The organism is Streptomyces sp. NPDC002851 (assembly GCF_053591935.1).
Genome location: NZ_JBSFUT010000015.1, coordinates 165637 through 191733 on the forward strand (window position 1 = coordinate 165637; position 26097 = coordinate 191733).

Below are 26097 nucleotides of genomic sequence, written 5' to 3' on the forward strand. Positions count from 1 at the left end.
TCTCTCGTGGATCCCCATGACGGGGCGAGATGGACTCCAGTCTACCGGTAGCGCCGACAGTGATGGGCGTTTGCCGGTGCCTGAGTCCGCATGTGCCGCCCTGAACCGGCCGCAGCCGACTCCCCATATACGGAAAGGGGCTCCAAGAGGCTCACAGCGGCACTCAGCGCTTCGGGCTGTCAACCATCCGCTACCGGCCGGAGAGGGTCAGCCGGAACGTCAGCCGTAGGTGTCGCCGGGACCCGTGCTCCCGGGCGCGCGCAGCGGGCCGAAGCGGCGTCCGTGGCCCGGGCCTTGAGGTCCGTACACCTTGATCAGCTTGACCGTGCCCTGGCCGAGGTCCTGGTTGAGCCGGGCCACGAGCTGCGGGGCGAGCAGCCGCAGCTGGGTCGCCCAGGCCGTGGAGTCGCACTGGACGGTGAGGACCCGCTCCTCCTCGTCGTACCGCTGCGGCACACAGTGCTTGGCCAGGTCCTCGCCGACGATCTGCGGCCAGCGGCCCATCACGCCGCCCACCGCGGCCGGCGTCTCCCAGCCGCGCTCGGCGATCAGCCGGTTGATCGCGGCGCCGAGCGGCTGCGGGTCCCGGCCGTCGGCGCGCGCGCCGGACCGCAGGCCGCCGCCGCGCCGGGCCTGCCGCTTCTGCTCGGCGGCGGCGCCCCGCGCGCGCGCCTGCTCCTTGGCTGCGCGCAGCGCGACCCGGGCGAGGTCGACGCCGGAGGGCTCGGGGGTCTTGCGGGGCTCGGCGGGATCCGGACCGTCGGGGAGCTGCTCGCTCATGCCCGGGTCACCTCGCCCGCCGCGACGGTGTACCGCGTCCCCTGGAGTACGCCCGGAACGTCGTCGTCCACCGCGGCCGTCACCAGGACCTGCTCGCCGGGCGCGACCAGCTCGGCAAGGCGCTCGCGGCGCCGCGCGTCCAGCTCGGCGAAGACGTCGTCGAGCACCAGAATCGGCTCGTTCCCTTCGGCACGCAGCAAGTCGTACGAGGCCAGGCGCAGCGCTAGCGCGTACGACCAGGACTCGCCGTGGCTCGCGTACCCCTTCGCGGGCAGCTGTCCGAGCTTGAGCAGCAGGTCGTCGCGGTGCGGGCCGACGAGCGTGACGCCGCGCTCGATCTCCTGCTTGCGGACGTCGGCGAGGGCGGCGAGCAGCTGCTCGTACAGCTCTTCGCGCGTGTGCCCGTGGCCCTGGGCGGAGGGCCGGTGTTCGAGCGCGACCGGGCCACCGCCGGGGGCGAGCTGGTTGTACGCCTTGTCGGCGAGCGGCTGGAGCGTGGCGATCAGGTCGAGGCGCTGGGCGAGCAGCTCGGCGCCCGCCCGCGCGAGGTGCTGGTCCCAGATGTCGAGCGTGGACATGTCCATCGAGCGGCCGCCGTGCCGCCGGGCCATGGCGGCGGACTTGAGCAGGGTGTTGCGCTGCTTGAGGACGCGGTCGTAATCGGAGCGGACGCCCGCCATCCGCGGGGAGCGGGCGGTGACCAGCTCGTCGAGGAAGCGGCGGCGCTCGCCCGGATCGCCCTTGACCAGGGCGAGGTCCTCGGGCGCGAACAGGACGGTGCGCACGATACCGAGCACGTCCCTGGGCTTGACCTGCGACGACCGGTTGATGCGGGCGCGGTTGGCCTTGCCCGGATTGAGCTCGAGCTCGATCAGCTGCTGGCGCTCGCCCTGGCGTACGGCGGCCCGGATGACCGCACGCTCGGCGCCCATCCGTACCAGCGGGGCGTCCGAGGAGACCCGGTGGCTGCCGAGCGTGGCGAGATAGCCGACCGCCTCGACGAGGTTGGTCTTGCCCTGGCCGTTGGGGCCCACGAAGGCGGTGACGCCCGGGTCGAGCGGGACCTCGACCCGGGCGTACGAGCGGAAGTCGGCCAGCGACAGATGCGTGACATGCATGGTCGTGGACCGACCTCCCCCTGTGGAGCGTGTGAGCGTGTGAACAGGCTGTGGATTACTTCTTCTCGACCGCGTGGCCGCCGAACTGGTTCCGCAGCGCCGCGATCATCTTCATCTGCGGCGAGTCCTCCTGGCGCGAGGCGAAGCGCGCGAAGAGGGACGCGGTGATGGCGGGCAGCGGTACGGCGTTGTCGATGGCGGCCTCCACGGTCCAGCGGCCCTCGCCGGAGTCCTGGGCGTAGCCGCGGAGCCGGTCCAGGTGCTCGTCCTCGTCGAGGGCGTTGACCGCCAGGTCGAGCAGCCAGGAGCGGATGACGGTGCCCTCCTGCCAGCTGCGGAAGACCTCACGGACGTCGGTGACGGAGTCCACCGCCTCCAGGAGCTCCCAGCCCTCGGCGTAGGCCTGCATCATCGCGTACTCGATGCCGTTGTGGACCATCTTCGCGAAGTGGCCCGCGCCGACCTTGCCGGCGTGCACCGAGCCGAAGTCGCCCTCCGGCTTCAGGGCATCGAAGATCGGCTGCACCTTGGCGACATGGTCCTTGTCGCCGCCGTACATCAGGGCGTAGCCGTTCTCCAGGCCCCAGACGCCGCCGGAGACGCCGCAGTCGACGAAGCCGATGCCCTTGGCGGCGAGCTCCGCGGCGTGCTTCTCGTCATCGGTCCAGCGCGAGTTCCCGCCGTCCACGACGACATCGCCCGGCTCCAGGAGCGTGGCCAGCTCGTCGACCGTGGCCTGCGTCGCGTCCCCGGCCGGGACCATGACCCAGACCACGCGGGGGCCCTTCAGCTTGCCCACAAGCTCCTTGAGGCTGTGGACGTCCGCGAGGTCGGGGTTGCGGTCGTATCCGATGACGGTGTGGCCTGCGCGGCGGATGCGCTCGCGCATGTTGCCGCCCATCTTGCCGAGACCGACGAGACCAAGCTCCATCAGTGGTGTTCCCTTAGTCAGACTGTGCGGTGGCGGGGGCCCCGTGAGCCAAATGGCCCAGCGCCGACCCCGCGTCCGAGCCTACGCCGGGACCTTTGGGCACACCTGTCGGGCTTACCCGCTCATGCGTGCGCTCAGCCGCTGAGGCGCACGGGCATGATCAGGTACTTGTACGCCTCGTCCGCCTCGGCGTCCACGGCCGGCTTGCCGCCGAGCAGCGCGGGCTTGGTGGACGTCGTGAAGGAGAGCTGCGCGACGGGTGCGTCGATCGCCTTCAGGCCGTCGAGCAGGAACGTCGGGTTGAAGGCGATCGAGATGTCATCGCCCTCCAGCTGCGCGTCGACCCTTTCCACAGCCTGTGCGTCGTCGCTGGAACCGGCCTCCAGGATCAGCACGCCCTGCTCGAAGCTGAGCCGGACCGGAGTGTTCCGCTCGGCGACGAGCGCCACGCGCTTCACGGCCTCGACGAACGGGGCGGTCTCGATGACGGCGACCGAGTTGAACTCGGTGGGGAAGAGCGTCCGGTACTTCGGCAGGTCGCCCTCGAGCAGCCGCGTGGTGGTACGTCGCCCGGCGCCCTCGAAACCGATCAGGCCCTCACCGGCGCCCGAGGAGGAGAGCGCGATGGTCACGCTGTCACCGCTGGTCAGCGACTTGGCGGTGTCCTGAAGCGTCTTGGCGGGCACCAGGGCGACCGCGGAGGCGTCCGGCACCTCCGGCTTCCACAGGAACTCGCGGACCGCGAAGCGGTAGCGGTCGGTGGAGGCGAGCGTGACGGTGTCGCCCTCGATCTCGATGCGTACGCCGGTGAGCACCGGAAGCGTGTCGTCACGCCCGGCGGCGATGGCCACCTGCTCGGCCGCGGCGGCGAAGACCTCACCGGGAACGGTGCCGGTGGCGGTCGGCATCTGCGGCAGCGCCGGGTACTCCTCCACAGGCAGGGTGTGGAGCGTGAACCGCGAGGAGCCACAGGACACCGTCGCCCGTACACCGTCTGTGGAGATCTCCACCGGGCGGTTGGGCAGCGAGCGGCAGATGTCGGAGAGCAGCCGCCCCGAGACCAGGACCGTGCCGTCCTCCTCGACCTCCGCCTCCACCGAGACCCGCGCCGAGACCTCGTAGTCGAAGCCGGAGAGGCTCAGCGCGCCGTCCTCCGCCTTCAACAGCAGGCCGGCCAGAACAGGGGCCGGCGGGCGGGCAGGGAGGCTGCGCGCCGCCCAGGCCACTGCCTCCGCGAGTACGTCGCGCTCCACCCGGATCTTCACCGTAAGCCGCCCTCCTGCTGTACCTGGCCGCTTGCCCTGCTGGCCTTCGTCGTCTGGCTCGGTCTCTCCCCAGGGTGGGGAGAACGCCGGGGACCAGTCTGACGTACGGCACCGACACTCGGTGCGGCTCGGGGTCAAGTCGTGACGGGCGGGCTCATGACGACGGAGCGCGAGTTGTGCACAGGCCAGACTTCGAGGCGGATTTCCCGGGTTCTCTAGGTGGGGGTAGTAGTAGGGCCTGTGGAAACCGTGGACAACCGCATCTGAGCAGGTCAGAGCCGGTTTTTTGTCCACCGGTGCTGTGGGCGGAGCCCGTGGAAAAACGGCTCTCACTGTGGACGGCGGAAAGTTCTGCACACCCGATGCACAGGCCGGGGTGACTTCTCCCCAGTGCTGTCCCCAGTTTTACCCCGGTTCCCCACAGGGCAACCAAGCACCTTGGTGTGACGCCTTTCACTCGACCCGGTGAGGAGGCGCGTTGCCTTGCCGAACAGTGGACAGGCGTGTGGAGAAGCGGGGAAAACCTGGGGACAACCGCCGTTTCCCTGTGGGCCACCGGTGGACAACGCGAACGGGCCCCTGTGGGCAATCTGATCATCCACAGTCTGTGGAGAGTGTTCGTCCACCAATCCACAACCACTTGAGCTGCCTTGATGAGTTGTCACCAGGGTGTGCTGTGGACGCGATCTGGACAACTCACGGGTCCCCAGGGTGTGGACGGCATCTTGCCCCCGGATCTGTGGAGAACACCGTCCACCGGCCCCGTAATCGAACACCGCACTACGGCCGGGCTGCCGCCGGAAGACGTCCCGGAACGCGAAAGGCGCCCCGGAACCATGTCCCGGGGCGCCGCTGCGAAACCGTATGCGCGCCGATGCGCGCCGATGCGCGCCGATGCGAGCTGGTGCGAGCTGGTACGAGCTGATGCGCACCGATACGTGCTGTGAGGTCAGCCGTTCTTGATCCGGTTCGTGAGCTCGGTGACCTGGTTGTAGATGGAGCGCCGCTCGGCCATCAGCGCGCGGATCTTGCGGTCCGCGTGCATCACCGTGGTGTGGTCGCGGCCGCCGAACTGCGCCCCGATCTTCGGCAGCGACAGATCGGTGAGCTCGCGGCACAGGTACATCGCGATCTGCCGGGCGGTCACCAGGACGCGGCTGCGCGAGGAGCCGCACAGATCGTCCACCGTGAGCCCGAAGTAGTCGGCGGTGGCCGCCATGATCGCCGTGGCCGTGATCTCGGGAGCCGCGTCCTCGCCGCCGGGGATCAGGTCCTTGAGGACGATCTCCGTCAGACCGAGATCCACGGGCTGACGGTTGAGCGAGGCGAAGGCCGTCACCCGGATCAGCGCGCCCTCCAGCTCACGGATGTTCCGCGAGATGCGGGAAGCGATGAACTCCAGGACCTCCGGCGGGGCGTTGAGCTGCTCCTGCACCGCCTTCTTCCGGAGGATCGCGATCCGCGTCTCCAGCTCCGGCGGCTGTACGTCGGTGATCAGGCCCCACTCGAAGCGGTTCCGCAGCCGGTCCTCCAGGGTCACCAACTGCTTGGGCGGCCGGTCGCTGGAGAGCACGATCTGCTTGTTCGCGTTGTGGAGCGTATTGAAGGTGTGGAAGAACTCCTCCTGCGTCGACTCCTTGTCCGCCAGGAACTGGATGTCGTCGACGAGCAGGATGTCCATCTCGCGGTACCGCTTGCGGAAGCTGTCGCCCTTGCCGTCGCGGATCGAGTTGATGAACTCGTTGGTGAACTCCTCGGAGCTCACATAGCGCACCCGCGTGCCCGGGTAGAGGCTGCGCGCGTAGTGCCCGATGGCGTGCAGCAGGTGCGTCTTGCCGAGGCCCGACTCCCCATAAATGAACAGGGGGTTGTACGCCTTGGCCGGTGCCTCGGCGACGGCCACCGCGGCCGCGTGCGCGAAACGGTTCGAGGCACCGATGACGAAGGTGTCGAAGAGGTACTTGGGGTTCAGCCGGGCCGTCGGCTCCCCCGGCCCGGTCGCCGGCGCGGGCTGCGCGGCCAGCGGACCCGGGGCACCGCTGGAGGCGGGCAGCGTCGCGGAAGGGCTGCCGCCGTGCATCCCACGACCGGGGTGGCCGCCGGAGGGACGGCTTCCGGCGGGGGCAGCGGAGTCGGCAGGGCCCCTGCGCTCGCCGCGCGGCTGCTCGTACTGCGACCGCTCCTGCTGCTCGTACCCGCTCCGGTCCGGCTCGTACGTCGACCGGTCCTGGTCGTATCCGCCGCGGTCCTGCTCGTACGGTGCGCGCTCCTGGTCGTACGGACTCCGGTCCTGGTCGTACGGCGAGCGGTCCTGCTCGTAGGGGGCGCGGTCCTGCCGGTAGTCGTGGTGCGGCGCGTGGCCCGAGGGCGTGGCGTACGGGTCGCGCTCCGGGAAGCCGAGCCGCTGCTGCTGCCAGCCGTACTCGTCCTGCCGCGGCCAGGCGCCCGGCTCGGGGCGCTGATAGTCGGGATAGGCCGGGCGGGCCGTCGGCAGCGAGTCCGGGCGCGAGCCGTGGTGCTGCTCGCCCCGGGCGGCCGCCGCGTCGTCGTGGCGCCGGTAGCTCTCGTACTGGTCGCGGGCCCGGTCGGCCGACGGCAGTTCGGGCTCCTCGTAGCGCTGTTGGTCCTCGTACCGCGTCGGCTCTTCGTAGCGCGGCTGCTCCGGCGGGGCCGGGGCCGTGGGCTCGGCCGCCGAGTCGTCGACCGTGATGGCGATGCGGATCGGGCGGCCGCACTCGCGGCTCAGCGTCTCGCTGACGACGGGAGCGAGCCGCCCCTCGAGTACACCCTTGGCGAATTCGTTCGGCACGGCGAGCAGTGCGGTGTCGGCGACCAGAGCCAGCGGCTGGCAACGCCTGATCCAGTGCTCGTCCTTCGCCTCGACGCCCTGGCCGCGACCTTCGCCGAGGAGTTGCTCCAGCACGCGTGGCCACACTGCGGCAAGATCGGCAGGTACGTCAGCCACAGGGCACGCTCTCTCACGGGTCCCACGAAGGTGTGGTTCTTGGGACAGGTCGTAACGGAAAAGGGGTGGGGCGGGGGGAAGGGAACGAATCGGAGTTCAGCCAAGGTAGTCAGGGCGACCGGTACGGTTCAAGTTGTTGTCCACAGGCTGTGCACAGTGTCTCCCCGGGTAACGCTGGTTTGACCGGATGGCGTAGCCGCGCGTACCGTGACCAGGTCGAGTTGTCGATGGCTGCTGCCGCCTGCCTCCGAATGGGCATGGATCGCTGGATGTGGATCACAGTCAGTGAAGAGCACGATCAGTGATCGTGAAGCGGTGCACTCGGGCGTATGCGAGCTCCCTCGCGGGCGCACGGTGACAGCCAAGCGACCTCCCGCCACCACACACATCATTTCTGGAGCCCCCGAGTGAGCAAGCGCACCTTCCAGCCGAACAACCGTCGTCGCGCGAAGACCCACGGCTTCCGGCTGCGGATGCGCACCCGTGCCGGCCGCGCCGTCCTGGCGTCCCGCCGCAGCAAGGGTCGCGCCCGCCTGTCTGCCTGATAGCAAACAGGTCATGACGTCGTGCTGCCTACCGAGAACCGGCTGAGGCGGCGCGAGGACTTCGCGACCGCGGTACGGCGAGGCCGCCGGGCAGGACGCCCGCTTCTCGTCGTCCATCTACGCAGCGGTGCTACGGACCCGCACGCGCCAGGGGAGAGCGTTCCCCCGACGCGTGCGGGTTTCGTCGTGAGCAAGGCCGTGGGCGTAGCGGTCGTACGGAACAAGGTGAAGCGCAGGCTTCGCCACTTGATGCGCGAACGGCTGGTCCAGCTGCCCCCCGGTAGCCTGGTAGTCGTACGAGCGCTGCCCGGTGCGGGCGACGCCGACCACGCACAGCTGGCCCGAGACCTGGATGCCGCTCTGCAGCGGCTCCTTGGAGGGGGCACGCGATGAAGTACCCACTGCTGGCCTTGATCAAGATTTACCAATGGACCATCAGTCCGTTGCTCGGGCCGGTGTGCAAGTACTACCCGTCGTGTTCCCACTACGGCTACGAAGCCATCGACCGGCACGGTGCGATCAAGGGGACGGCGCTCACCGCCTGGCGGATTCTGCGGTGCAACCCCTGGTCGCACGGCGGTGTCGATCACGTGCCACCGCGGAAGCGTCCGCGCTGGCACGAAATGCTGCGCAATGCCTGGCGCAACAAGGGCGGGACCTCCGCCACTGAGACCCCGTCCCATGCTCAAGGAGCCTGATTAGTGGACACGATTGCCAGTCTCTTCAGCTTTATCACCACCCCTGTCTCATGGGTCATCGTCCAGTTCCACTCGCTGTACGGGGCGGTCTTCGGCCCTGACACGGGCTGGGCCTGGGGGCTGTCCATCGTGTCCCTCGTGGTGCTGATCCGTATCTGTCTGATCCCGCTCTTCGTGAAGCAGATCAAGGCGACTCGGGGCATGCAGACGCTCCAGCCCGAGATGAAGAAGATCCAGGAGCGCTACAAGAACGACAAGCAGCGTCAGTCCGAAGAGATGATGAAGCTGTACAAGGAGACGGGCACCAACCCGCTCTCCTCGTGCCTCCCCATCCTGGCGCAGTCCCCGTTCTTCTTCGCCCTGTACCACGTGCTGAACAGCATCGCCACGAGCAAGGAGATCGGGTCCATTGACGGCCCGCTCCTCGCGAGCGCTCAGAAGGCCCACATCTTCGGCGCCCCGCTGGCCGCGAAGTTCATGGACAGCCCGGAGAAGGTCGAGGCGCTCAACGCCTCCCTGACCGATGTGCGCATCGTCACCGCCATCATGATCGTCCTGATGTCGTTCTCGCAGTTCTACACGCAGCGTCAGCTGATGACGAAGAACGTCGACATGACGGTCAAGACGCCGTTCATGCAGCAGCAGAAGATGCTGATGTACGTCTTCCCCGTCATCTTCGCGGTCTTCGGCATCAACTTCCCCGTCGGTGTCCTCGTCTACTGGCTGACCACCAACGTGTGGACCATGGGCCAGCAGATGTACGTCATCCGCCAGAACCCCACCCCGGGCAGCAAGGCGCAGGCCGCCTTCCTGGATCGGCTGCAGCACAAGCTCACCCGGCACGAGGGCGGCAAGCTGCGCCGCGGCGAGCGGAACATCGTCAAGGCGATCGTCGCCAAGGGCCGCGACCGCAACGACACCGAGCGCAAGTTCATCAACGGCCTGAGCAAGGCGGGCCTGGCGGCCCAGACGGACGGCACCGTGGTGAAGAGCGAGACCGCCGTAGCCGTGGCCGAAGGCGAGGTCGCCGCGACCACCGGTGGCGGTACGCCCAAGCGCCAGCAGCCCAAGCGCCAGACCAAGTCCCAGCGGCAGTCCGCCGCGAAGGGCGACGCGACCGAGAAGCAGGAGACGGGAAAGACGTCCCTGGAGAAGTCCGAGGCCAAGGCGGAGGACAGCGGGTCCAAGGCCAAGCCGGCGGGCGGCAAGCCCGACGCCGGTAACCGCAGCAAAGCCAAGTCCGGACAGCGCAAGGGCCCGCAGCGGCCCAAGCACCCGTCCAAGAAGTAAGAAGGAGTCCATCCCGTGACGGAAGGCACCACCACCTCGGCGCCTGCGGAGGCCGGCGACACCCTCACCCGCCTCGAGCAGGAGGGCGAGATCGCGGCGGACTACCTCGAGGGTCTGCTGGACATCGCCGACCTCGACGGCGACATCGACATGGATGTCGAGGCCGACCGAGCCGCTGTCTCGATCGTCAGCGACGCGGGCAGCCGCGACCTGCAGAAGCTGGTCGGCCGTGACGGCGAGGTGCTCGAAGCGCTCCAGGAGCTCACCCGCCTCGCGGTGCACCGCGAGACCGGGGACCGCAGCCGCCTGATGCTGGACATCGCCGGCTACCGGGCCAAGAAGCGCGCCGAGCTCTCCGATCTGGGTGCCAAGGCCGCCGCCGAGGTCAAGTCCACGGGCGAGCCCGTGAAGCTCGACCCGATGACGCCCTTCGAGCGCAAGGTCGTGCACGACGCGATCAAGGACGCCGGTCTGCGCAGCGAGTCCGAGGGCGAGGAGCCGCAGCGCTTCGTCGTCGTACTCCCCGCCTGACCACCACGTCGCCCCCGGCCCCGTCTGTTCGCAGGCGGGGCCGGTCTTTGTCAGCCTGATAGCCAGCAGGGTCAACGATCAGCTCGGTCAGTACGACCAGCACGCAGTGCGTACGGAAGGACGGTCCCCGTGACGGAAGCAGCAGAGCTTCCCCCGGCCCCGGAGCAGGCCCGGGAGGTATTCGGTGAGCGCTTCGAGGACGCAGTCCGGTACGCGGAACTCCTCGCCGACGCCGGTGTGCAGCGGGGGCTGATCGGGCCCCGCGAGGTGCCGCGGCTGTGGGAGCGGCACCTGCTGAACTGCGCCGTGCTCTCCGAGGTCGTGCCCGAGGGCGTCACGGTGTGCGACGTCGGCTCGGGCGCCGGGCTGCCCGGCATTCCGCTCGCACTCGTCCGGCCCGACCTGAAGATCACGCTCCTTGAGCCGCTGCTGCGCCGGACCACCTTCCTCACCGAAGTTGTGGAGCTCCTCGGCCTCGACCATGTGACGGTGGTACGCGGCCGGGCCGAGGAGATGCTCGGCAAGGTGCCGCCCGTCCATGTCGTCACGGCCCGCGCCGTGGCTCCGCTCGACCGGCTTGCGACCTGGGGCGTGCCCCTGCTGCGTCCGTACGGAGAGATGCTGTTGCTCAAGGGCGACACCGCGGAGGAAGAGGTGAAGAGCGCCAGGGCCGCGCTCAACAAGCTCGGCGCGGTGGAGGTCTCGGTGCTCCAGGTCGGCCAGGGCCTGGTGGACCCGCTCTCCACGGTGGTGCGGGTCGAGGTCGGCGAGAGCCCCGGCGGAGTGCGCTTCGCGGCCAAGCGCGCCAAGGCGGCCCGTGCGGGGCGGGTGCGTCGGCGCCGCTGATCCGTCCTGATGACGGACGTACTCCACACCAGCAGCTAAACGTACGCGTGTCGGAGTGTCGTAGGCCCGCGGGGTCGGCGGCTGGGCATCGTGTTTCACGTGAAACGTCGCTCACTGCTGCACGGGATCATCAGTCGCGGCCGCTCTGCGGCTCCGCGTGATCGCAGGCCCCCTGCACGGGGTACGGAGTTGTCCACAGAGGTGGATTCATCCACAGAAGACCGGGCCTCACTAGTTCACGACCCCGAAGACATGGGAGGCTCTGTTCATTGCGAGCCTGATGTCGAGGAGAGTGAATCCTTGCGGTCCGACGCCAACATCGCGGGACCGATGACCGATCCGGTCCCCGGTCCCCGTACCGAGTCGGCGGGGGAGGATGTTTCACGTGAAACACCGACCCCGATGGACGACACCCCCATTGGTCGTGCTGCCCAATTGGCGGTGGAGGCTCTCGGCCGCGCCGGCGAGGGGCTGCCACGGCCCGAGCAGACCCGGGTCATGGTGGTCGCGAACCAGAAGGGTGGGGTCGGTAAGACCACGACGACGGTCAACCTGGCCGCCTCGCTGGCTCTGCACGGCGCCCGCGTTCTGGTGATCGACCTCGACCCGCAGGGCAATGCCTCCACGGCTCTGGGGATCGACCATCACGCCGAAGTCCCTTCCATCTACGACGTGTTGGTGGAGAGCAAGCCGCTCTCCGAGGTGGTCCAGCCGGTCCCCGATGTCGAGGGCCTCTTCTGTGCACCCGCCACGATCGATCTCGCCGGTGCGGAGATCGAGCTGGTGTCTCTGGTGGCACGGGAGAGCCGTCTCCAGCGGGCGATCCAGGCATATGAGCAGCCGCTGGACTACATCCTCATCGACTGCCCGCCGTCCCTCGGGCTGCTGACGGTCAATGCGCTCGTAGCGGGCGCCGAGGTGCTCATCCCCATTCAGTGCGAGTACTACGCGCTGGAGGGCCTGGGCCAGCTCCTCCGGAACGTCGACCTGGTGCGCGGACACCTCAACCCCGCGCTCCATGTCTCGACGATCCTGCTGACCATGTACGACGGTCGGACCCGCCTCGCCTCCCAGGTGGCGGAGGAGGTGCGCAACCACTTCGGCGACGAGGTGCTGCGGACGAGCATCCCGCGGTCCGTGCGTATCTCCGAGGCGCCCAGCTACGGGCAGACCGTGCTGACTTATGATCCGGGGTCCAGCGGTGCGCTCTCGTATCTCGAAGCAGCACGAGAGATGGCGCTGCGCGGAGTCGGCGTGCGGTATGACGCACCGCCGCATGGCCACACGGCCATTCAGAACGAGCAGCAGAACCTGGCGGAGGGCATCCAGTGAGTGAGCGACGTAGAGGCCTGGGGCGCGGACTGGGCGCGCTGATCCCCGCCGCCCCCACCGGAGAGAAGTCCGTCCCTCCGGCCGCGGGCGAGGCCACGCCTTCCCCTGGCTCGGCTCCGGTGCTCACCACGGAGCGTGGCGTGGCGGCGGCGAAGGTGGCCGCGTTGTCGCAGGGTTCTGTTTCACGTGAAACGGAGCCGCCCGCGGCGCCCGAAGCCATCCAGGTTCCGGAGGCTCCCGCCGGGGCGCACTTCGCCGAGCTTCCGCTGGACTCCATCACCCCGAACCCGCGGCAGCCGCGTGAGGTCTTCGACGAGGACGCCCTCGCCGAGCTCATCACCTCCATCAAGACGGTGGGGCTGCTCCAGCCCGTTGTGGTGCGGCAGTTGGGGCCCGCCCGCTATGAGCTCATCATGGGTGAGCGCCGCTGGCGGGCCTGCCGTGAGGCCGGTCTGGAGCAGATCCCGGCGATCGTGCGGGCCACGGAGGACGAGAAGCTCCTCCTGGACGCGCTCCTGGAGAACCTGCACCGGGCGCAGCTGAATCCGCTGGAAGAGGCGGCGGCCTACGACCAGCTCCTGAAGGACTTCAACTGCACCCATGACCAGCTCGCGGACCGGATCGGCCGTTCCCGTCCGCAGGTCTCCAACACGCTGCGGCTCCTCAAGCTCTCGCCGGCCGTGCAGCGGCGGGTGGCCGCGGGCGTCCTCTCCGCCGGTCATGCCCGCGCCCTGCTCTCCGTCGAGGACTCGGAGGAGCAGGAGCGGCTCGCCCACCGCATCGTGGCCGAAGGGCTCTCGGTGCGGGCGGTCGAGGAGATCGTCACCCTGATGGGTTCGCGGCCGAAGAGCACTCCGCGGAACAAGGGGCCGCGCGCCGGGGGCCGGGTCTCTCCCGCCCTGAGCGACCTGGCGGCACGCCTCTCGGACCGCTTCGAGACCCGGGTGAAGGTGGACCTGGGCCAGAAGAAGGGAAAGATCGTCGTCGAGTTCGCCTCAATGGACGATCTGGAGCGCATTCTTGGATCGCTGGCACCGGGAGAAGGACCGGTGCTTGAGCAGGGACACCCTGAGGAGGCTTCGGAGTCCTCAGAGGAGGACTGATTCCGTACCCAAGAGCGGGCCGTGTCCGGTGTGTACCGGAACACGGCCCGCTCTTTGCTTTCTTACGCTATCGGTGCAATCGCATGGTCGATACGATGCGTTTGGGTATGGCGCATCCACCTGGTGACACCTCAAGAGAGGGAGGCGGGGGCCATGCGATCGGTGAGCCGCACCGGTCTGATGACTGCGGGACTCGGAATCGGGGCGGTCGGTGGTTTCGTCGGCAGCCTGCTCAGGGAACGGAGCGCGCTGTCAGCCGCCCGAGAGGCGGCGGGCGAAGGAAGTGAGGAACCGCCTTCATGGGGCGTCGGCTCGTACCGCTCACGCTGGACAATCTTCCGGACCTTCCCAAGCGCTGCCGCGCGTGTGTCTTCTGGGAGCTGGACCCGGTCAGCGGTCAGGCAGCGGTAGCGGCAGGCACACCAGACCTGGAGAAGGAGGCCTGGATCTCCGCCGTGCTCCTGGAGTGGGGCTCGTGCGGGCGGGTCGTCTATGTCGACGAGGTTCCGGTGGGCTTTGTGCTCTATGCGCCTCCGGCCTATGTGCCGCGCTCCACGGCCTTTCCCACGAGCCCGGTCTCCCCGGACGCGGTGCAGTTGATGACGGCCTGGATCATGCCGGGGTATCAGGGGCAGGGACTGGGCCGGGTGATGGTGCAGACCGTCGCCAAGGATTTGCTCCGGCGGGGCTTCAAGGCGATCGAGGCCTTCGGCGACGCGCGCTGGAAGGAACCGGCGTGTGTCCTGCCTGCCGACCATTTGCTGGCGGTGGGCTTCAAGACCGTACGTCCGCATCCCACCTATCCGCGGCTGAGGCTTGAGCTGCGGACGACGCTCTCCTGGAAGGAGGACGTCGAGCTGGCCCTTGACCGGTTGCTCGGGGCGGTGCAGAAGGACCCTGCGTTGCGGCCGTTGTGACGGCACTCCAGAGAGAGCTGTGACGGATTCCGGGACAGCGAAACGGGCCCAACCCTGCGTGGGGTGGGCCCGTTTCACGTGAAACATCGGCGCCGCTCGGAGCGGATTGCCGTGCGCTCAGGCGATGAAGTCCTCGAGATCCCGCTCGATGGCCGCCTTCGGCTTGGCGCCGACGATGGTCTTGGCGATCTCGCCACCCTTGTACACGTTCAGGGTCGGGATCGACATGACACCGTACTTGGCCGCCGTACCCGGGTTCTCATCGATGTTGAGCTTGGCCACGATGATCTCGTCGTGCTCGTCCGCAATCGCCTCCAGGGAGGGGGCGATCTGGCGGCACGGGCCGCACCAGGCGGCCCAGAAGTCGACGAGCACCGGCTTGTCGCTCTTGAGGACCTTCTCTTCGAAGTCGGCGTCCGTCACCGTAATCGTCTTGCCGGCCATGCGTGTTTCTCCTTTATCAGTGGGTGGGGGACGTCGGATCAGACGGACGCGGCGGCAGCGTTCTCGTTGTCGGCGAGAGCGGCCAGGAAGCGCTCGGCGTCCAGGGCAGCGGAGCAGCCCGTACCGGCGGCGCTGATCGCCTGGCGGTAGGTGTGGTCGACGACATCGCCGGCCGCGAAGACGCCGGGCAGGTTCGTACGGGTCGACGGGGCCTCGACCTTGAGGTAGCCCTCGTCGTCCAGCTCGAGCTGGCCCTTGAAGAGCTCGGTACGCGGGTCGTGGCCGACCGCGATGAAGAGACCGGTGACCGGCAGCTCCGAGGTCTCGCTCGTCTTCGTGTTGCGCAGCGTCAGGCCGGTGAGCTTCTGGTCGCCCTTGATCTCGGCGACCTCGCTGTGCCAGGAGAACTTGATCTTCGGGTCGGCGAAGGCGCGCTCCTGCATCGCCTTGGAGGCGCGCAGGCTGTCCCGACGGTGGACGACCGTCACGGACTTGGCGAAGCGGGAGAGGAAGGTGGCCTCTTCCATGGCGGTGTCGCCGCCACCGACCACCGCGATGTCCTGGTCCTTGAAGAAGAACCCGTCACAGGTCGCGCACCAGGAGACACCGCGTCCGGACAGGGCGTCCTCGTTCGGGAGGCCCAGCTTGCGGTGCTGGGAACCGGTCGTGACGATGACCGTCTTGGCCTGGTGGACGGTACCGGCGGTGTCGGTGACCGTCTTGATCTCACCGGCGAGGTCGACGGAGACCACATCGTCGGGAACGAGCTCGGCGCCGAAACGCTCGGCCTGCGCCCGCATGTTGTCCATGAGCTCAGGGCCCATGATGCCGTCCTGGAAGCCGGGGAAGTTCTCCACATCGGTGGTGTTCATCAGCGCGCCACCGGCGGTAACGGCCCCCTCGAACACCAACGGCTTCAGGGATGCACGCGCTGTGTAGAGCGCCGCCGTGTAGCCGGCGGGCCCGGAGCCGATGATGATCACGTTACGGACGTCGCTCACGGCTTGATTCCTCGTCTCTGCGGACTGCCTACTGCCTCGGAGGAGCCCCGTCTCAGGACTCTCACCCCACCCAACGGATCCTACGGGGCGTGCATTCCCGACGTGTCCGCGTCCCCGGTGTGTCAACGGCCACCAAGGGGTGAGGGGGGATGCGGCGGAAGCCTCCGGAGGCGCGCGGAGGAAGAGCCGTCAGGGGCGCGCGTAGGAACGGGTCAGCAGGACCTCGCCCTTGGTGGGCGGCTCCGCGCGGACGCAGCTCGCGTCGACCACGTAGGCGGAGACGCGGGAGACGTCGGTCCCGTGCGGCAGTACGACGAGGTAGGCGCTCTTGCCCTGGTAATCCCCCTTCTCGGCGGCGAGCGGGGGATCGTCGCGGTCGATGCCGCGGGTGATGCACTCCGGCACCTGAGGGGCGGCTCCCCGCAGCGTGGCGTGCGAACGCGGCGATGTGGGGCTCGACTCCGTGCTCACGGAGGGCTTCGAGGAGGCGTCGTCTTCGGCGGGGGCCTTCTCGGGACGGTTCTTCTCCCCGAGGAGATCGGCCACTTGACCCTCCAGCTTGGCCTCGGAGAACACCTGCCCCTCGGCCTCCACCGAGGTCCTGTGGGCGCCACCATCCGCGGCTTTGTCACCACCGGGCTGGATCAGCAGAGCGCCGAACCCGATGGCCGCCACGGTGGCGACGGCGCCGAGCGCGGCGGCCGCGATGCGCCGACGGCGACGGCGACCGCCGGGCGGGGTCCGCCCGGGACCGGTGGCGGCCCGGGCATGCCCGACGGGCCGGTCGACCGGCCCGTCGGTGGCAGCGGGAGTCGATGTTTCACGTGAAACGCGGGCATCGGTTTCACGCGCGGTGTCCTGGACCTCCGGCGCCGTGGCGTCCAGGAGGGCTTCCGCGGCCAGCGCGGCGTCGATGCGTCCGGCGACATCCGCGGGCATGCGCGGCGGACCGGGGAGCGTGCCGAGCAGCTCACGGATCTCGGCCAGCGAGTCATGCACCTCGGCGCAGAGCTCACACTGGGCGAGGTGACGCCGTAGCTCGGTGGCACGGGACGGGGCGAGCAGCCCCTCCGTGAGCTCGGAGAGTTCGGTGACTTCCGGGTGCTCAGCCGTGTCGGTCGTGGATGTCACGCTCGCCCACCTCCGCCCTTCACGGCTGTCGTATCGCTGGAATCCGTTTCCCGCGGTGCAGTCCCTCTGGGTCCTGCTGTCGGTGGGACGGATGTCCCCTGCGTCCGGTTCCTTCCCCCGCCGGACTCTTTCTCTCCCGTCTTGCCGTTGTTTTCTTCACCGTCCCTGCGGAGGTGGCCGAGCAGCGGCAGCAGCCGGGCTCGGCCGCGCGCGCAGCGGCTCTTCACCGTTCCGGTCGGGACGCCGAGGACCTCGGCCGCCTCGGCGACCGGGTAGCCCTGCATGTCCACCAGAACGAGCGCGGCCCGCTGATCCGGGGGCAGGGTGCCGAGGGCCTCGATCAGCTGGCGGTGGAGGTCGTGACGCTCGGCCGGGGCGGACGCCGACTCGTGCGGTTCGAGGAGCTGCTCCAGACGCTCCGTGTCGTCGACGGGAGAGGTCTTCCGTGAGGCCGCTTTACGTGCCCGGTCGAGGCAGGCGTTGACCGTGATGCGGTGCAGCCACGTGGTGACCGCGGACTGCCCGCGGAAGGTGTGTGCGGCCCGGTAGGCGGAGACCAGGGCATCCTGCACCGCGTCGGCGGCTTCCTCGCGGTCCCCCAGCGTGCGCAGCGCCACCGCCCAGAGGCGGTCACGATGGCGGCGTACGAGCTCACCGAAGGCATCCGGGTCGCCTGCGACATGGCGGGCCAGGAGAGTCGCGTCAGGGAGCCCTGAGGTCTCCTCCGGTTGCACCTGCCTCCCCCTACCTTGGTCGAAGGCCTCAGCGTATCGAGGCCCTCAGTGCGTGCCTAGGACGCGTCGGCGCTTCCCAGCACGCTGATCTCGGAAATACCGCCACGGAACCCGTTCGCCGAGCCGTCGCTGGGCAGCGAGGTGACGTGGATCAGGACGTATCGGGTCTTCACCGGCTTGTCGAGGGTCTTCTCGAGTTTGTCGCCGACCTCGTCGAGCTTGGTGAGCCGGTGCGAGAACTCGTCCAGGGACGAGGGCTGTGAGGCGTCTTCGCCCGCGGCGAGAACTTCCACCTTCTGGCCCGCCCGGTACATGTTGACCGTCAGCCCGGAGACGTCCTGGACGCTGCCGAGGTCGACGATGATGCCGCTGCCTTCCTTGCGGCTCGGCAGGTTGCCGAAGTTCGCGAAGCCCCGGTACTGGGGGGTGACCCAGGCGGTGTCCTTCTTGCCGTCCACGGCGTTCGGGACCTGCTTCTCCTGGATGCCGCTGCCGCTGCCGCCGGAGGTGAACTCGTAGGCATCGTCGATCGTGAGCGGCTTGCCCGGGTCCTTCTGCTTGTCGCCGTCGTCGCCCGTCTGCGAGCTGCCGGGGTCCCCCGTGTCACCTCGGTCTATCAGGGCGTCCGCCAGCTGCCAGCTGCCGAGGCCCAGGGCCGCGATGATGAGCGCGGACACCGTCCACTTGAGTGCTTTGCCGGTACGGCTCTGCAGCGGGGCGGGCGGCACCTGCGCCACGGGCCGCGTACCGGTCTGGGGCGAGGGACGTCCGTAGGTGCCCTGCTGGTAGGTGGTGCGCTGGTACTCGGGCGGGGCGGTGAAGGCCGGCTCCGGGGGCCGGATCCGGGGCATCTCCCCCACGGCCCGGGCCAGTTCTTCCGGGGTGGTGCAGGGCGATTCCTGGCGCGAGGCCGTGGCGCCGGCGTTGACCAGGGCGCGCATCGTGAGCTCGGAGAGGCCGCGGTGCACTCCGGCCCGCACCTGGTCGGGCGGGAGCAGACCGATGTCCTTGGGCAGCCCGGAGAGGCCGTACGCGTCCTCCTCGTACGGCCAGCGCTGGGTCAGCGCGGCGTAGAGCAGCGCACCGATCGCCTCGGTGTCGTCGCGCTGCGGGGTGTCGGAGCTGACGCCGCGCAGCGCCGCGTTCACGGCGAGGCCGCGGATCCGGTACTGGCCCGAGGACGAGCGGAGCACTGCGCTGGGCGTGAGCCGCAGATGGGCGAGGCCCTCGCGGTGGGCGGCCGCCATGGCCTGGGAGATTTGGCTGACGAGCTGGTAGGCGTCATGCGCCTCGAGCGGCCCGGCGGCGAGCAGGGCGGTCAGCTCGGTGGCGTCGGGCAGCCACTCGTGTACGACGTAGACGAGATCGTTCTCCTCGACCGCGTCGAGGACCTGGACGAAGCGGGGATCGCCGAGAAGCGCGGAGGAGCGGGCCGCGGAGAGCACGGCGCGGGCCCGCGGGTGGTCGGCCGGAAGGAGGTGAACGCCGACGGCGCGACGCAGCTTCTCGTCGACGGCACGCCAGCTGCTGAATCCGTCCAGACGGGTGACGCACTCCTCGAGCCGGTAGCGTCTGGCGAGTTTGTGGCCGCTGTGCAGTTCGGGCGGTGTGGCCCGGGGCCCCTCGGGGGCCGTGCCGTCGTCCGACAGCTGAGTGCCGTCGGCCGTGGCCGTCTCGCGCTCTTGGGGCGTCCCGTCGGTCGTGGCCTCGCCCGCCTTGGCGGTCGGCGACTCTCCGTCGCTTCCTGCTGCCACGTCGACGGCAGCCGTGCTCCGTTCCGCCACCGTCGTTCCTGCCTCCCCATCCATCGCGCTCTGTACGACGCCAAAGCCAATTGTGCCCACAGTCTGCCGCTATCCACGACACGCGGTGGCCGGTGATGGTTGTGCGCGGAGCCCCGGCGACTCTCGACGGGGCCGGGCAATCAGCGGCCGAGGCGACCGCGGACCATGCCGACCAGGGCGTTGAGCTCCTGGATCCGCATCCGCCGGGCGGCGACGAAAAACAGGCCGAAGAGCGCCACCGCGCCGCCGAGCAGGGCGGCCAGCGAACCGAGGGTGTCCTGGCCGAGCGCCTGCGTGATGCCGTACACGACGGCGCCCGCGCCCAGCGTGGCCGGCACCGAGGCGATGGCGAGCCGGGCGTACGTACGCACGACGTTGGCCCCGTCCAGGTCGCCGTCGAGCCGCTTGCGCAGCCGCCGCCACGCGACCCCCACCCCGATCGCGTACGCGATGCCGTAGGAGCCGGCCATGCCGACGACGGCCCAGCGGTCGGGCAGGAGGAGGTAGCAGAGCCCTGCGGCGCTCGCGTTGATCGCGGCCACGATGACGGTGTTGTAGAAGGGCGTCCGGGTGTCTTCGTACGCGTAGAAGGCGCGCAGCACGACGTACTGGACCGAGTACGGGATCAGGCCGATGCCGAAGGCCATCAGCATGAAGCCCATGTTGGTGGCCGCTGGCGCGCCCGAGCCGCCGAAGATCATCGTGCACATCGGGATGCCGAGGGCGAGGAAGCCGAAGGCGATCGGCACGATCGCGACGGCCGTGGTGCGCAGGCCCTGCGAGACGTCGTCGCGGACGGCGCCCGTGTCGTTCTCGGCGGCCGAGCGGGAGAGCCGCGGCAGCAGCGCGGCCATCAGCGAGACGGTGATGATCGCCTGCGGCAGACCCCAGATGAGCTGGGCGTTGGCGTACGCGGCGAAGCCGGTGCCGTTGACCCCGGAGCTCTTGCCCGCGGCCGTCGACAGCTGGATCACGGCGATCGCGCCGGCCTGGTTGGCGAGGACGAAGAGCACCGTCCACTTGGCGAGGGTCATGGCCTTGCCGAGGCCGTGGCCCTTCCAGTCGAAGCGGGGCCGCAGCCGGAAGCCGGTCTCGCGCAGATACGGGATCATCGCCAGGGCCTGTACGACGAGGCCGAGCAGCACACCGATACCGAGGAGGCGCTCGCCCTCCGGCGGGATGGTGCCGGCCGTCATGCGGGTGCTTTCCCAGGTGCCGTACACCCAGATGAACGCGCCGAGCGTCACGATGATGACGATGTTGTTCAGGACCGGGGTCCACATCATCGCGCCGAACTTCCCGCGGGCGTTGAGGATCTGCCCCATGACCACGTGGATGCCCATGAAGAAGATCGTGGGCAGGAAGTAGCGGGCGAAGGTGATGCCGACCTCGTTGGCCGCCGGGTCGCTGGCGACCGGGGTCGAGAGCAGCCGTACCAGCAGGGGCGCGCCGATGACCGCGAGCACGGTGAGCCCGCCGAGGATCACCATGACGAGGGTCAGGAGCCGGTTGGCGTAGGCCTCGCCGCCGTCCTCGTCCTCCTTCATGGCGCGGACGAGCTGAGGTACGAAGACCGAGTTCAGGCCTCCGCCCACGGTGAGGATGTAGATCATCGTCGGCAGCTGGTACGCGACCTGGAAGGTGTCACCGAGCAGGCCGACGCCGAGCGCCGAGACGATGAGCGCGGAGCGGATGAAGCCGGTGAGGCGGGAGACGAGCGTGCCCGCGGCCATCACCGCGCTGGACTTCAGCAGACCGGAGGCGCGGCCGCCCTTCTTCGCGGCGGGCGGCGGGGTCGGCCGGGCGGGCGCGGGCGCCGCCGCGGCCTGCGGGACCCCGGCCGGTGGGTCCTGCGGGGTCTGCGGGTGTGCCGGGGAGGGCACGCCCGTCGGCTCGCCGGAGGGGCGGGCGCCGCCGGTCTGCTGGTCCCGGAAGAGGTGGGCGAACGCGTCCGGCTCGTGGCGCTCGTCACTGGCCTGCGTCACGAGGTCGTCCACGCCGACGAACTGCGTCGTACGGGCATCGTCGCCGTACGGCAGATGGCGGGACGGGCCGTCGGGCTCGGGCGCCGGGGGCTGGGCCCAGACCTGCGGGTCGGGCGCGTGCTGCGGGGCGGGCGGGGGGCCGTAGAGCGGCTGCTGCTCCGGGTAGGTGCCCGGGGGCGGCGGGGGGTGCGCGGAGCGGTCGTAGAGCGCCTCGGTCACCGGGTCCTGGGCGGCGAGGTCCTGCGCGCGGTACGGGTCCTGGGCGTAGGCGTCCTCGACGTACGCGTCGGGGGTGAGCTGCTGCGGGGGCACCTGGCCGCCCGGGCCGCCCGCGGGGTCGCCGCCTCCCGTGCCCTGGCCGCGGTCACCGTCGTACGGCGCATTCATGCTTACCCCACCTCATCGGTCCCACGGCCCACCGGCCACATCATCAGTCAACGGTCCACTCTCTCACCCGGGCCGGACGGGTCGGTGCTTTCCTGAGCGGTGTCCGGTGTCGGGTCACTCGGCTGCGTGGGGGCGTTTTCCCTGGATTCCGGGCCCGCGTCACCGGTCGGGCCGTTGTCGTCACCGGTGCTGTTGCCGCTGCTGTCGCCCTCGCTGTCGCCGCTGTCCTGGCCCTCGGCTGCCTCCGCGTCCGTGCGGCGGGCGGCGGCCTTGCGCTGGGTGTACATCCGGAACCCGGCGAGGACCAGGAGCAGGATGCCGCCGGCGATGACGAGCATCACCGTCAGCGTGACCTCGGTGACGTCCACGTCGAACTTGATCGGTTCGCCGTAGCGCGTGCCGTCCTCGGTGTAGAGCTGGCCCCAGACCCGAACCGGGCCGTTGGCGTTGGCCGTGGTGGTGAACTTCACGGTCTGGCTGTGCGCCGCGGAGACCTTGATCCGCTGCTCGTCGGAGGCCTCGTCGCCGATCTTGAGTCGGGTCGGCTTGTCCGAGGTGAGGCGCAGCGTCAGGTGCTCGACCCCCTGCACCAGGTTGTTCTGCACCGTGATCGGAATCGTCGCGCTGCGGCCGGAGAGCTTGGCCTTCGACTTCTCGATCAGCTTCACCTGCTCGGTGAGGCCCTGGAGATAGCGCTGTACGTCACTGCGGTACTGCTCTGCCTCGTTCGGGCGGCCGCGCCAAGAGGTGGACATCTCCCGGTCGAGGGCCCGGCCGAAGGGGGTGACCACGCGGTCCGGCTCGCTGAGGATGACCTTGAACTTGTCGAGGGTGTCGTTGGTGGTCCGGATGGACTCGAAGGCTTCCTTGGGCAGCTCCTCCTTGCGCAGCGCGGAGGGGTAGGAGCCGGTGCCCGGCACCCGGGTCGTGGCGCCGGGGTCGGGCTTGGCCTTGGCGGCGGCGAGCAGGTCCTCCGGCTCGGCCCAGCGGCTCTTCTCGAGCGAGCGCACGGCCTGGGCCATGGCCTGGGCCTGGCTGGTGGAGGGCATGCGCTGCGGAGCGACGACGATGCTGCGCTGCTTCTCCGGGTCCTGGAGGGTGATCATCTGGCTCTGGGCCAGGAACTGCTGCACAGCGAGGGTGGAGTTCTCCGCCCGCGTCATATCGCCCTCGAAGAGGGTGGAGAGCCGGGCGTCGGCCACCATGGCCGTCGTACCGCCGCCGATCGGCCGCGCGGCGTTCGGCGTGTACGGGAGGCCGCCGGTCTCGCGCAGGCTGTCACTGCGGGCGATCACGGTGTCGGCGCCGGCGGACGTGGCGACGTCGACGATGGACGGGTCGACCGCGCCCTGGGCGGGCCAGGCGAAGTCGGTGCTCGGTTCCACGTGGAGCACGGTCTTCACGGTCGTCGCGGCCACATCGGTGGCGGGCTTCAGCTGGCCGAGCGAGCCGGGGACGCTCTTGCCCTGGTGGGCGAGCGAGGCGAGGTCCGGGTCGCCGAAGGGCAGCGCGACGACCTTCTTGTCCTCGACGGCGTTCTCCAGGTCGTTCAGCCACCGCTTGGCCACGGCCTGGTTCTTGCCCTGGGTCGGATTGCCGCCGTTCGGGTCCTGCACCTGGTAGCCCTTGGCCATCGCGTCGGCCGCGGCCAGGAGATCCGGGTCGATGACCCAGGTGACGGGAAGATCGCGACCGAGCGAGAGGAGCTGGCCGAGCCGCCCGCCGGGGGCGAGCTCCTCGGCCAGCCGGTCGTCGGAGAAGACGGGCGTCTGCTGCTCGTCGGAACCGGTCTCGGCGGTGAGGTGCGTGGTGGAGACGAGCGGCCAGAGATAGCTGACCTTCGTCTTCTCGTCGGCCGCCTCGGGCTGCCACGGCAGGAAGCTCCGCTCGGTGCCGAGCACCTGGTCGTACGGCTGTCCCGCGGCCCGCCCGGTCAGGGAGACGCCCAGCTGGTACACGCCCTCGGAGCCGAGCTCCAGCTCTTCGACGGGGATGGTGAGCGTGAAGTCCTGGGGGACGCCGGGGGCGAGCTTCTTGAACTTCTGGACGTACTTGCCGCCGATCTCGGAGCCCTCGACGCTCTGTACGGAGTCGGCGCGCTTCGCGGCGTTGTCGATCGCGTCACGCCCGTTCATGGAGGGCCCCACGCGCAGCCCGACATGGGCGCCGGTGACCGGCTGTTTGCCCTCGTTGGTGACCTTGCCGGAGATGGTGAGGGTGTCGTCCTCGTCCGGGGCGGAGGGGGTGAGGCCGTCGAGCGAGACGTCGACGCTGCCCGCGCCGGGGGCCTTGGCGGTGCCCGTGTGCGGTGCCCCGGTGGCGGTGCCCGGGTGTGGGGGCCCGGCCGGGGCCGCGGCGGCGGTGGGGGCGGCGGGCAGCTGGAGCAGGCCGGCCAGCAGGGGGGCGCCTGCGACAAGCCCTGCCGTGCGCCGCAGCCATCGGCGGGCAGGAGAGGGAGTCATCCCCGGGAAGTCTGCCGCCTCGGCCACGCGCTGTCCGTCCCTCGTCGTCGTCAGTGGTCGTCGCTTTTGCGTCCACGCATGGTAACGAGAGGCGCTGTGGCCGAGTGCCGGGGAGTGCTCCACATGACCACGACCGGGGCGGGGCGGCGTGCGGGCCCTCTTGGCGGGCCGCGGAGCGAAAACGGGGACGTCCCGGCCGCTCAAGGCACGTACCCTTTTCTGTTGTGCCGAACGCCAATGAAGACAACCTCAATGCACTGAGCCAGGTGCAGCGCCGCGCGGTCAGCGAACTGCTGCGGGTGTCCCCGGTCGCCGACGATCTTGCCCGCCGTTTCCGGGAGGCCGGGTCCTCCCTCGCCCTCGTCGGCGGTTCGGTGCGGGATGCGTTGCTCGGTCGGCTCGGCAATGACCTGGACTTCACGACCGACGCCCGCCCCGAGGACGTACTGAAGATCGTCAAGCCGTGGGCGGACTCGGTGTGGGAGGTCGGCATCGCCTTCGGCACGGTCGGCTGCCAGAAGCAGGGCTACCAGATCGAGATCACGACGTACCGCTCCGAGGCGTACGACCGCACCTCACGCAAGCCCGAGGTGTCCTACGGCGACTCCATCGAGGAAGATCTCGTCCGCCGCGACTTCACCGTCAACGCGATGGCCGTGGCCCTGCCGGAGAAGGAGTTCATCGACCCGTACGGCGGGCTCGAGGATCTGGCGGCGCGGGTGCTGCGTACCCCCGGCACTCCTGAAGAGTCGTTCTCGGACGATCCGCTGCGGATGATGCGCGCGGCGCGGTTCGCCGCGCAGCTGGACTTCGAGGTCGCCCCCGAGGTCGTCGCCGCGATGAAGGCGATGGCGGAGCGCCTCGGGATCGTCTCCGCCGAGCGGGTCCGGGACGAGCTCAACAAGCTGCTGCTCTCCGCGCAGCCCAGGAAGGGCCTCGCGCTGCTCGTGGACACCGGCCTCGCGGACCAGGTGCTCCCCGAGCTGCCCGCGCTGCGTCTGGAGCGTGACGAGCACCACCGGCACAAGGACGTGTACGACCACTCACTGATCGTCCTCGAGCAGGCCATCGCCCTGGAGGACGGGGAGCCGGATCTCACCCTGCGGCTCGCGGCTCTGCTGCACGACATCGGCAAGCCGAGGACGCGGCGCTTCGAGACGGACGGCCGGGTCTCCTTCCACCACCACGAGGTGGTCGGCGCGAAGATGACCAAGAAGCGGATGTCCGCGCTCAAGTACTCCAACGAGCTGGTGAAGGACGTCTCCCGGCTCGTCGAGCTGCATCTGCGCTTCCACGGGTACGGCACCGGAGAGTGGACGGACTCCGCGGTGCGGCGCTATGTGCGGGACGCCGGGCATCTGCTCGACCGGCTGCACAAGCTGACCCGCTCCGACTGCACGACGCGCAACAAGAGGAAGGCCGCCGCCCTTTCGCGCGCGTACGACGGGCTTGAGGAGCGCATCGCACGGCTTCAGGAGCAGGAGGAGCTGGACGCCATCCGGCCCGACCTGGACGGCAACGAGATCATAGAGATCCTGGGTGTGGGCCCGGGCCCGGTGATCGGGCGGGCCTACAAGCACCTGCTCGAACTGCGCCTCGAGCACGGCCCGATGGATCGGGACGCGGCGGTCGCGGCGCTCAAGGAGTGGTGGGCCGGGCAGGAGTAAGGCCGAAGCAGCACAGCGAACGGGGTCCTGTTTCACGTGAAACAGGACCCCGTTCCATAAGCGCAGTGGGGCGGTGTTTCACGTGAGCGGACCGCTGCTCGGCGGCTTGATCGTCATGTGGTTCGTCGGCGCCGCCACGGCCTACATCGTCGGCGAGATACTCCTGTCCGTCGGCGACGAC

The 26097-nt window shown here is 69.6% G+C and carries 22 protein-coding genes; 10 read left to right on the top strand and 12 right to left on the bottom strand.

Annotated elements, in window-relative coordinates; genetic code table 11:
- Positions 1 to 219: 219 nt before the first annotated feature.
- From ACWD10_RS18245 to dnaA, 5 genes are all read right to left on the bottom strand, one after another.
- Complete coding sequence (locus ACWD10_RS18245) at positions 220 to 780, bottom strand: DUF721 domain-containing protein (RefSeq protein ID WP_451092041.1); 561 nt, start codon at positions 778 to 780, stop codon at positions 220 to 222.
- Complete coding sequence (gene recF, locus ACWD10_RS18250; protein ID WP_451092043.1) at positions 777 to 1898, bottom strand: DNA replication/repair protein RecF; 1122 nt, start codon at positions 1896 to 1898, stop codon at positions 777 to 779. The genes ACWD10_RS18245 and recF overlap by 4 nt, the downstream gene beginning before the upstream one ends.
- A gap of 55 nt (positions 1899 to 1953) precedes the next feature.
- Positions 1954 to 2829 carry a phosphogluconate dehydrogenase (NAD(+)-dependent, decarboxylating) gene (gene gnd, locus ACWD10_RS18255; RefSeq protein WP_451092045.1) on the bottom strand — a complete coding sequence of 292 codons (876 nt, stop codon included), beginning with the start codon at positions 2827 to 2829 and terminating at the stop codon, positions 1954 to 1956.
- Positions 2830 to 2963: 134 nt separating this feature from the next.
- Complete coding sequence (dnaN, locus tag ACWD10_RS18260; RefSeq protein ID WP_451092047.1) at positions 2964 to 4094, bottom strand: DNA polymerase III subunit beta; 1131 nt, start codon at positions 4092 to 4094, stop codon at positions 2964 to 2966.
- Between the two features lie 949 nt (positions 4095 to 5043).
- A complete protein-coding gene (dnaA, locus tag ACWD10_RS18265; protein ID WP_451092049.1) occupies positions 5044 to 7059 on the bottom strand; it encodes a chromosomal replication initiator protein DnaA in 2016 nt (671 codons plus the stop codon).
- Between the two features lie 407 nt (positions 7060 to 7466).
- Here dnaA and rpmH point away from each other — a divergent pair, with 407 nt between their 5' ends.
- The 9 genes from rpmH (at position 7467) to ACWD10_RS18310 (ending at position 14321) form a co-directional block, all read left to right on the top strand.
- Positions 7467 to 7604, top strand: coding sequence for a 50S ribosomal protein L34 (gene rpmH / locus ACWD10_RS18270; protein ID WP_016644655.1), 138 nt, complete (start codon positions 7467 to 7469; stop codon positions 7602 to 7604).
- 21 nt (positions 7605 to 7625) lie between these two features.
- A complete protein-coding gene (rnpA, locus tag ACWD10_RS18275) occupies positions 7626 to 7997 on the top strand; it encodes a ribonuclease P protein component (protein ID WP_451092051.1) in 372 nt (123 codons plus the stop codon).
- On the top strand, positions 7994 to 8302 hold the full coding sequence (gene yidD / locus ACWD10_RS18280; RefSeq protein WP_451092053.1) for a membrane protein insertion efficiency factor YidD: 309 nt from the start codon (positions 7994 to 7996) through the stop codon (positions 8300 to 8302). The genes rnpA and yidD overlap by 4 nt, the downstream gene beginning before the upstream one ends.
- A 3-nt stretch (positions 8303 to 8305) precedes the next feature.
- Positions 8306 to 9592 carry a membrane protein insertase YidC gene (yidC, locus tag ACWD10_RS18285; RefSeq protein ID WP_451092055.1) on the top strand — a complete coding sequence of 429 codons (1287 nt, stop codon included), beginning with the start codon at positions 8306 to 8308 and terminating at the stop codon, positions 9590 to 9592.
- 15 nt (positions 9593 to 9607) lie between these two features.
- Entirely contained in the window at positions 9608 to 10123 is a 516-nt protein-coding gene (locus ACWD10_RS18290; protein WP_451092057.1) for a Jag family protein, read from the top strand.
- A 129-nt stretch (positions 10124 to 10252) separates the two neighbouring features.
- Positions 10253 to 10969, top strand: coding sequence for a 16S rRNA (guanine(527)-N(7))-methyltransferase RsmG (gene rsmG / locus ACWD10_RS18295; protein WP_451092059.1), 717 nt, complete (start codon positions 10253 to 10255; stop codon positions 10967 to 10969).
- A gap of 252 nt (positions 10970 to 11221) precedes the next feature.
- Positions 11222 to 12301 carry a ParA family protein gene (locus ACWD10_RS18300; RefSeq protein ID WP_451092061.1) on the top strand — a complete coding sequence of 360 codons (1080 nt, stop codon included), beginning with the start codon at positions 11222 to 11224 and terminating at the stop codon, positions 12299 to 12301.
- Entirely contained in the window at positions 12298 to 13404 is a 1107-nt protein-coding gene (locus ACWD10_RS18305; protein ID WP_451092063.1) for a ParB/RepB/Spo0J family partition protein, read from the top strand. The genes ACWD10_RS18300 and ACWD10_RS18305 overlap by 4 nt, the downstream gene beginning before the upstream one ends.
- A 299-nt stretch (positions 13405 to 13703) precedes the next feature.
- Positions 13704 to 14321 (top strand): GNAT family N-acetyltransferase, encoded by a 618-nt coding sequence (locus ACWD10_RS18310; RefSeq protein ID WP_451092065.1) that lies wholly within the window; start codon positions 13704 to 13706, stop codon positions 14319 to 14321.
- 117 nt (positions 14322 to 14438) lie between these two features.
- Here the strand turns inward: ACWD10_RS18310 and trxA are convergent, their stop codons facing one another.
- From trxA to ACWD10_RS18345, 7 genes are all read right to left on the bottom strand, one after another.
- Positions 14439 to 14765 (bottom strand): thioredoxin, encoded by a 327-nt coding sequence (gene trxA, locus ACWD10_RS18315; protein WP_451092067.1) that lies wholly within the window; start codon positions 14763 to 14765, stop codon positions 14439 to 14441.
- A gap of 38 nt (positions 14766 to 14803) precedes the next feature.
- Positions 14804 to 15766, bottom strand: a complete 963-nt coding sequence (gene trxB / locus ACWD10_RS18320; RefSeq protein ID WP_451092069.1) for a thioredoxin-disulfide reductase — start codon at positions 15764 to 15766, stop codon at positions 14804 to 14806.
- A 189-nt stretch (positions 15767 to 15955) separates the two neighbouring features.
- Positions 15956 to 16897 carry an anti-sigma factor family protein gene (locus tag ACWD10_RS18325; protein WP_451092071.1) on the bottom strand — a complete coding sequence of 314 codons (942 nt, stop codon included), beginning with the start codon at positions 16895 to 16897 and terminating at the stop codon, positions 15956 to 15958.
- A complete protein-coding gene (gene sigM / locus ACWD10_RS18330) occupies positions 16894 to 17631 on the bottom strand; it encodes an RNA polymerase sigma factor SigM (protein WP_451092073.1) in 738 nt (245 codons plus the stop codon). Before sigM ends, ACWD10_RS18325 begins: the two co-directional genes overlap by 4 nt.
- A gap of 56 nt (positions 17632 to 17687) precedes the next feature.
- On the bottom strand, positions 17688 to 19415 hold the full coding sequence (locus tag ACWD10_RS18335) for a serine/threonine protein kinase (RefSeq protein ID WP_451092075.1): 1728 nt from the start codon (positions 19413 to 19415) through the stop codon (positions 17688 to 17690).
- A 140-nt stretch (positions 19416 to 19555) separates the two neighbouring features.
- Entirely contained in the window at positions 19556 to 21787 is a 2232-nt protein-coding gene (murJ, locus tag ACWD10_RS18340; protein WP_451092077.1) for a murein biosynthesis integral membrane protein MurJ, read from the bottom strand.
- Positions 21788 to 21834: 47 nt separating this feature from the next.
- Positions 21835 to 24276, bottom strand: coding sequence for a DUF6049 family protein (locus ACWD10_RS18345; RefSeq protein ID WP_451092078.1), 2442 nt, complete (start codon positions 24274 to 24276; stop codon positions 21835 to 21837).
- 197 nt (positions 24277 to 24473) lie between these two features.
- Between ACWD10_RS18345 and ACWD10_RS18350 the strand changes: the two genes are divergently transcribed.
- The gene (locus ACWD10_RS18350; RefSeq protein ID WP_451092080.1) at positions 24474 to 25916 is read left to right on the top strand and encodes a CCA tRNA nucleotidyltransferase; all 1443 of its coding nucleotides are present in this window, start codon (positions 24474 to 24476) and stop codon (positions 25914 to 25916) included.
- The last annotated feature ends 181 nt before the right edge of the window (positions 25917 to 26097 follow it).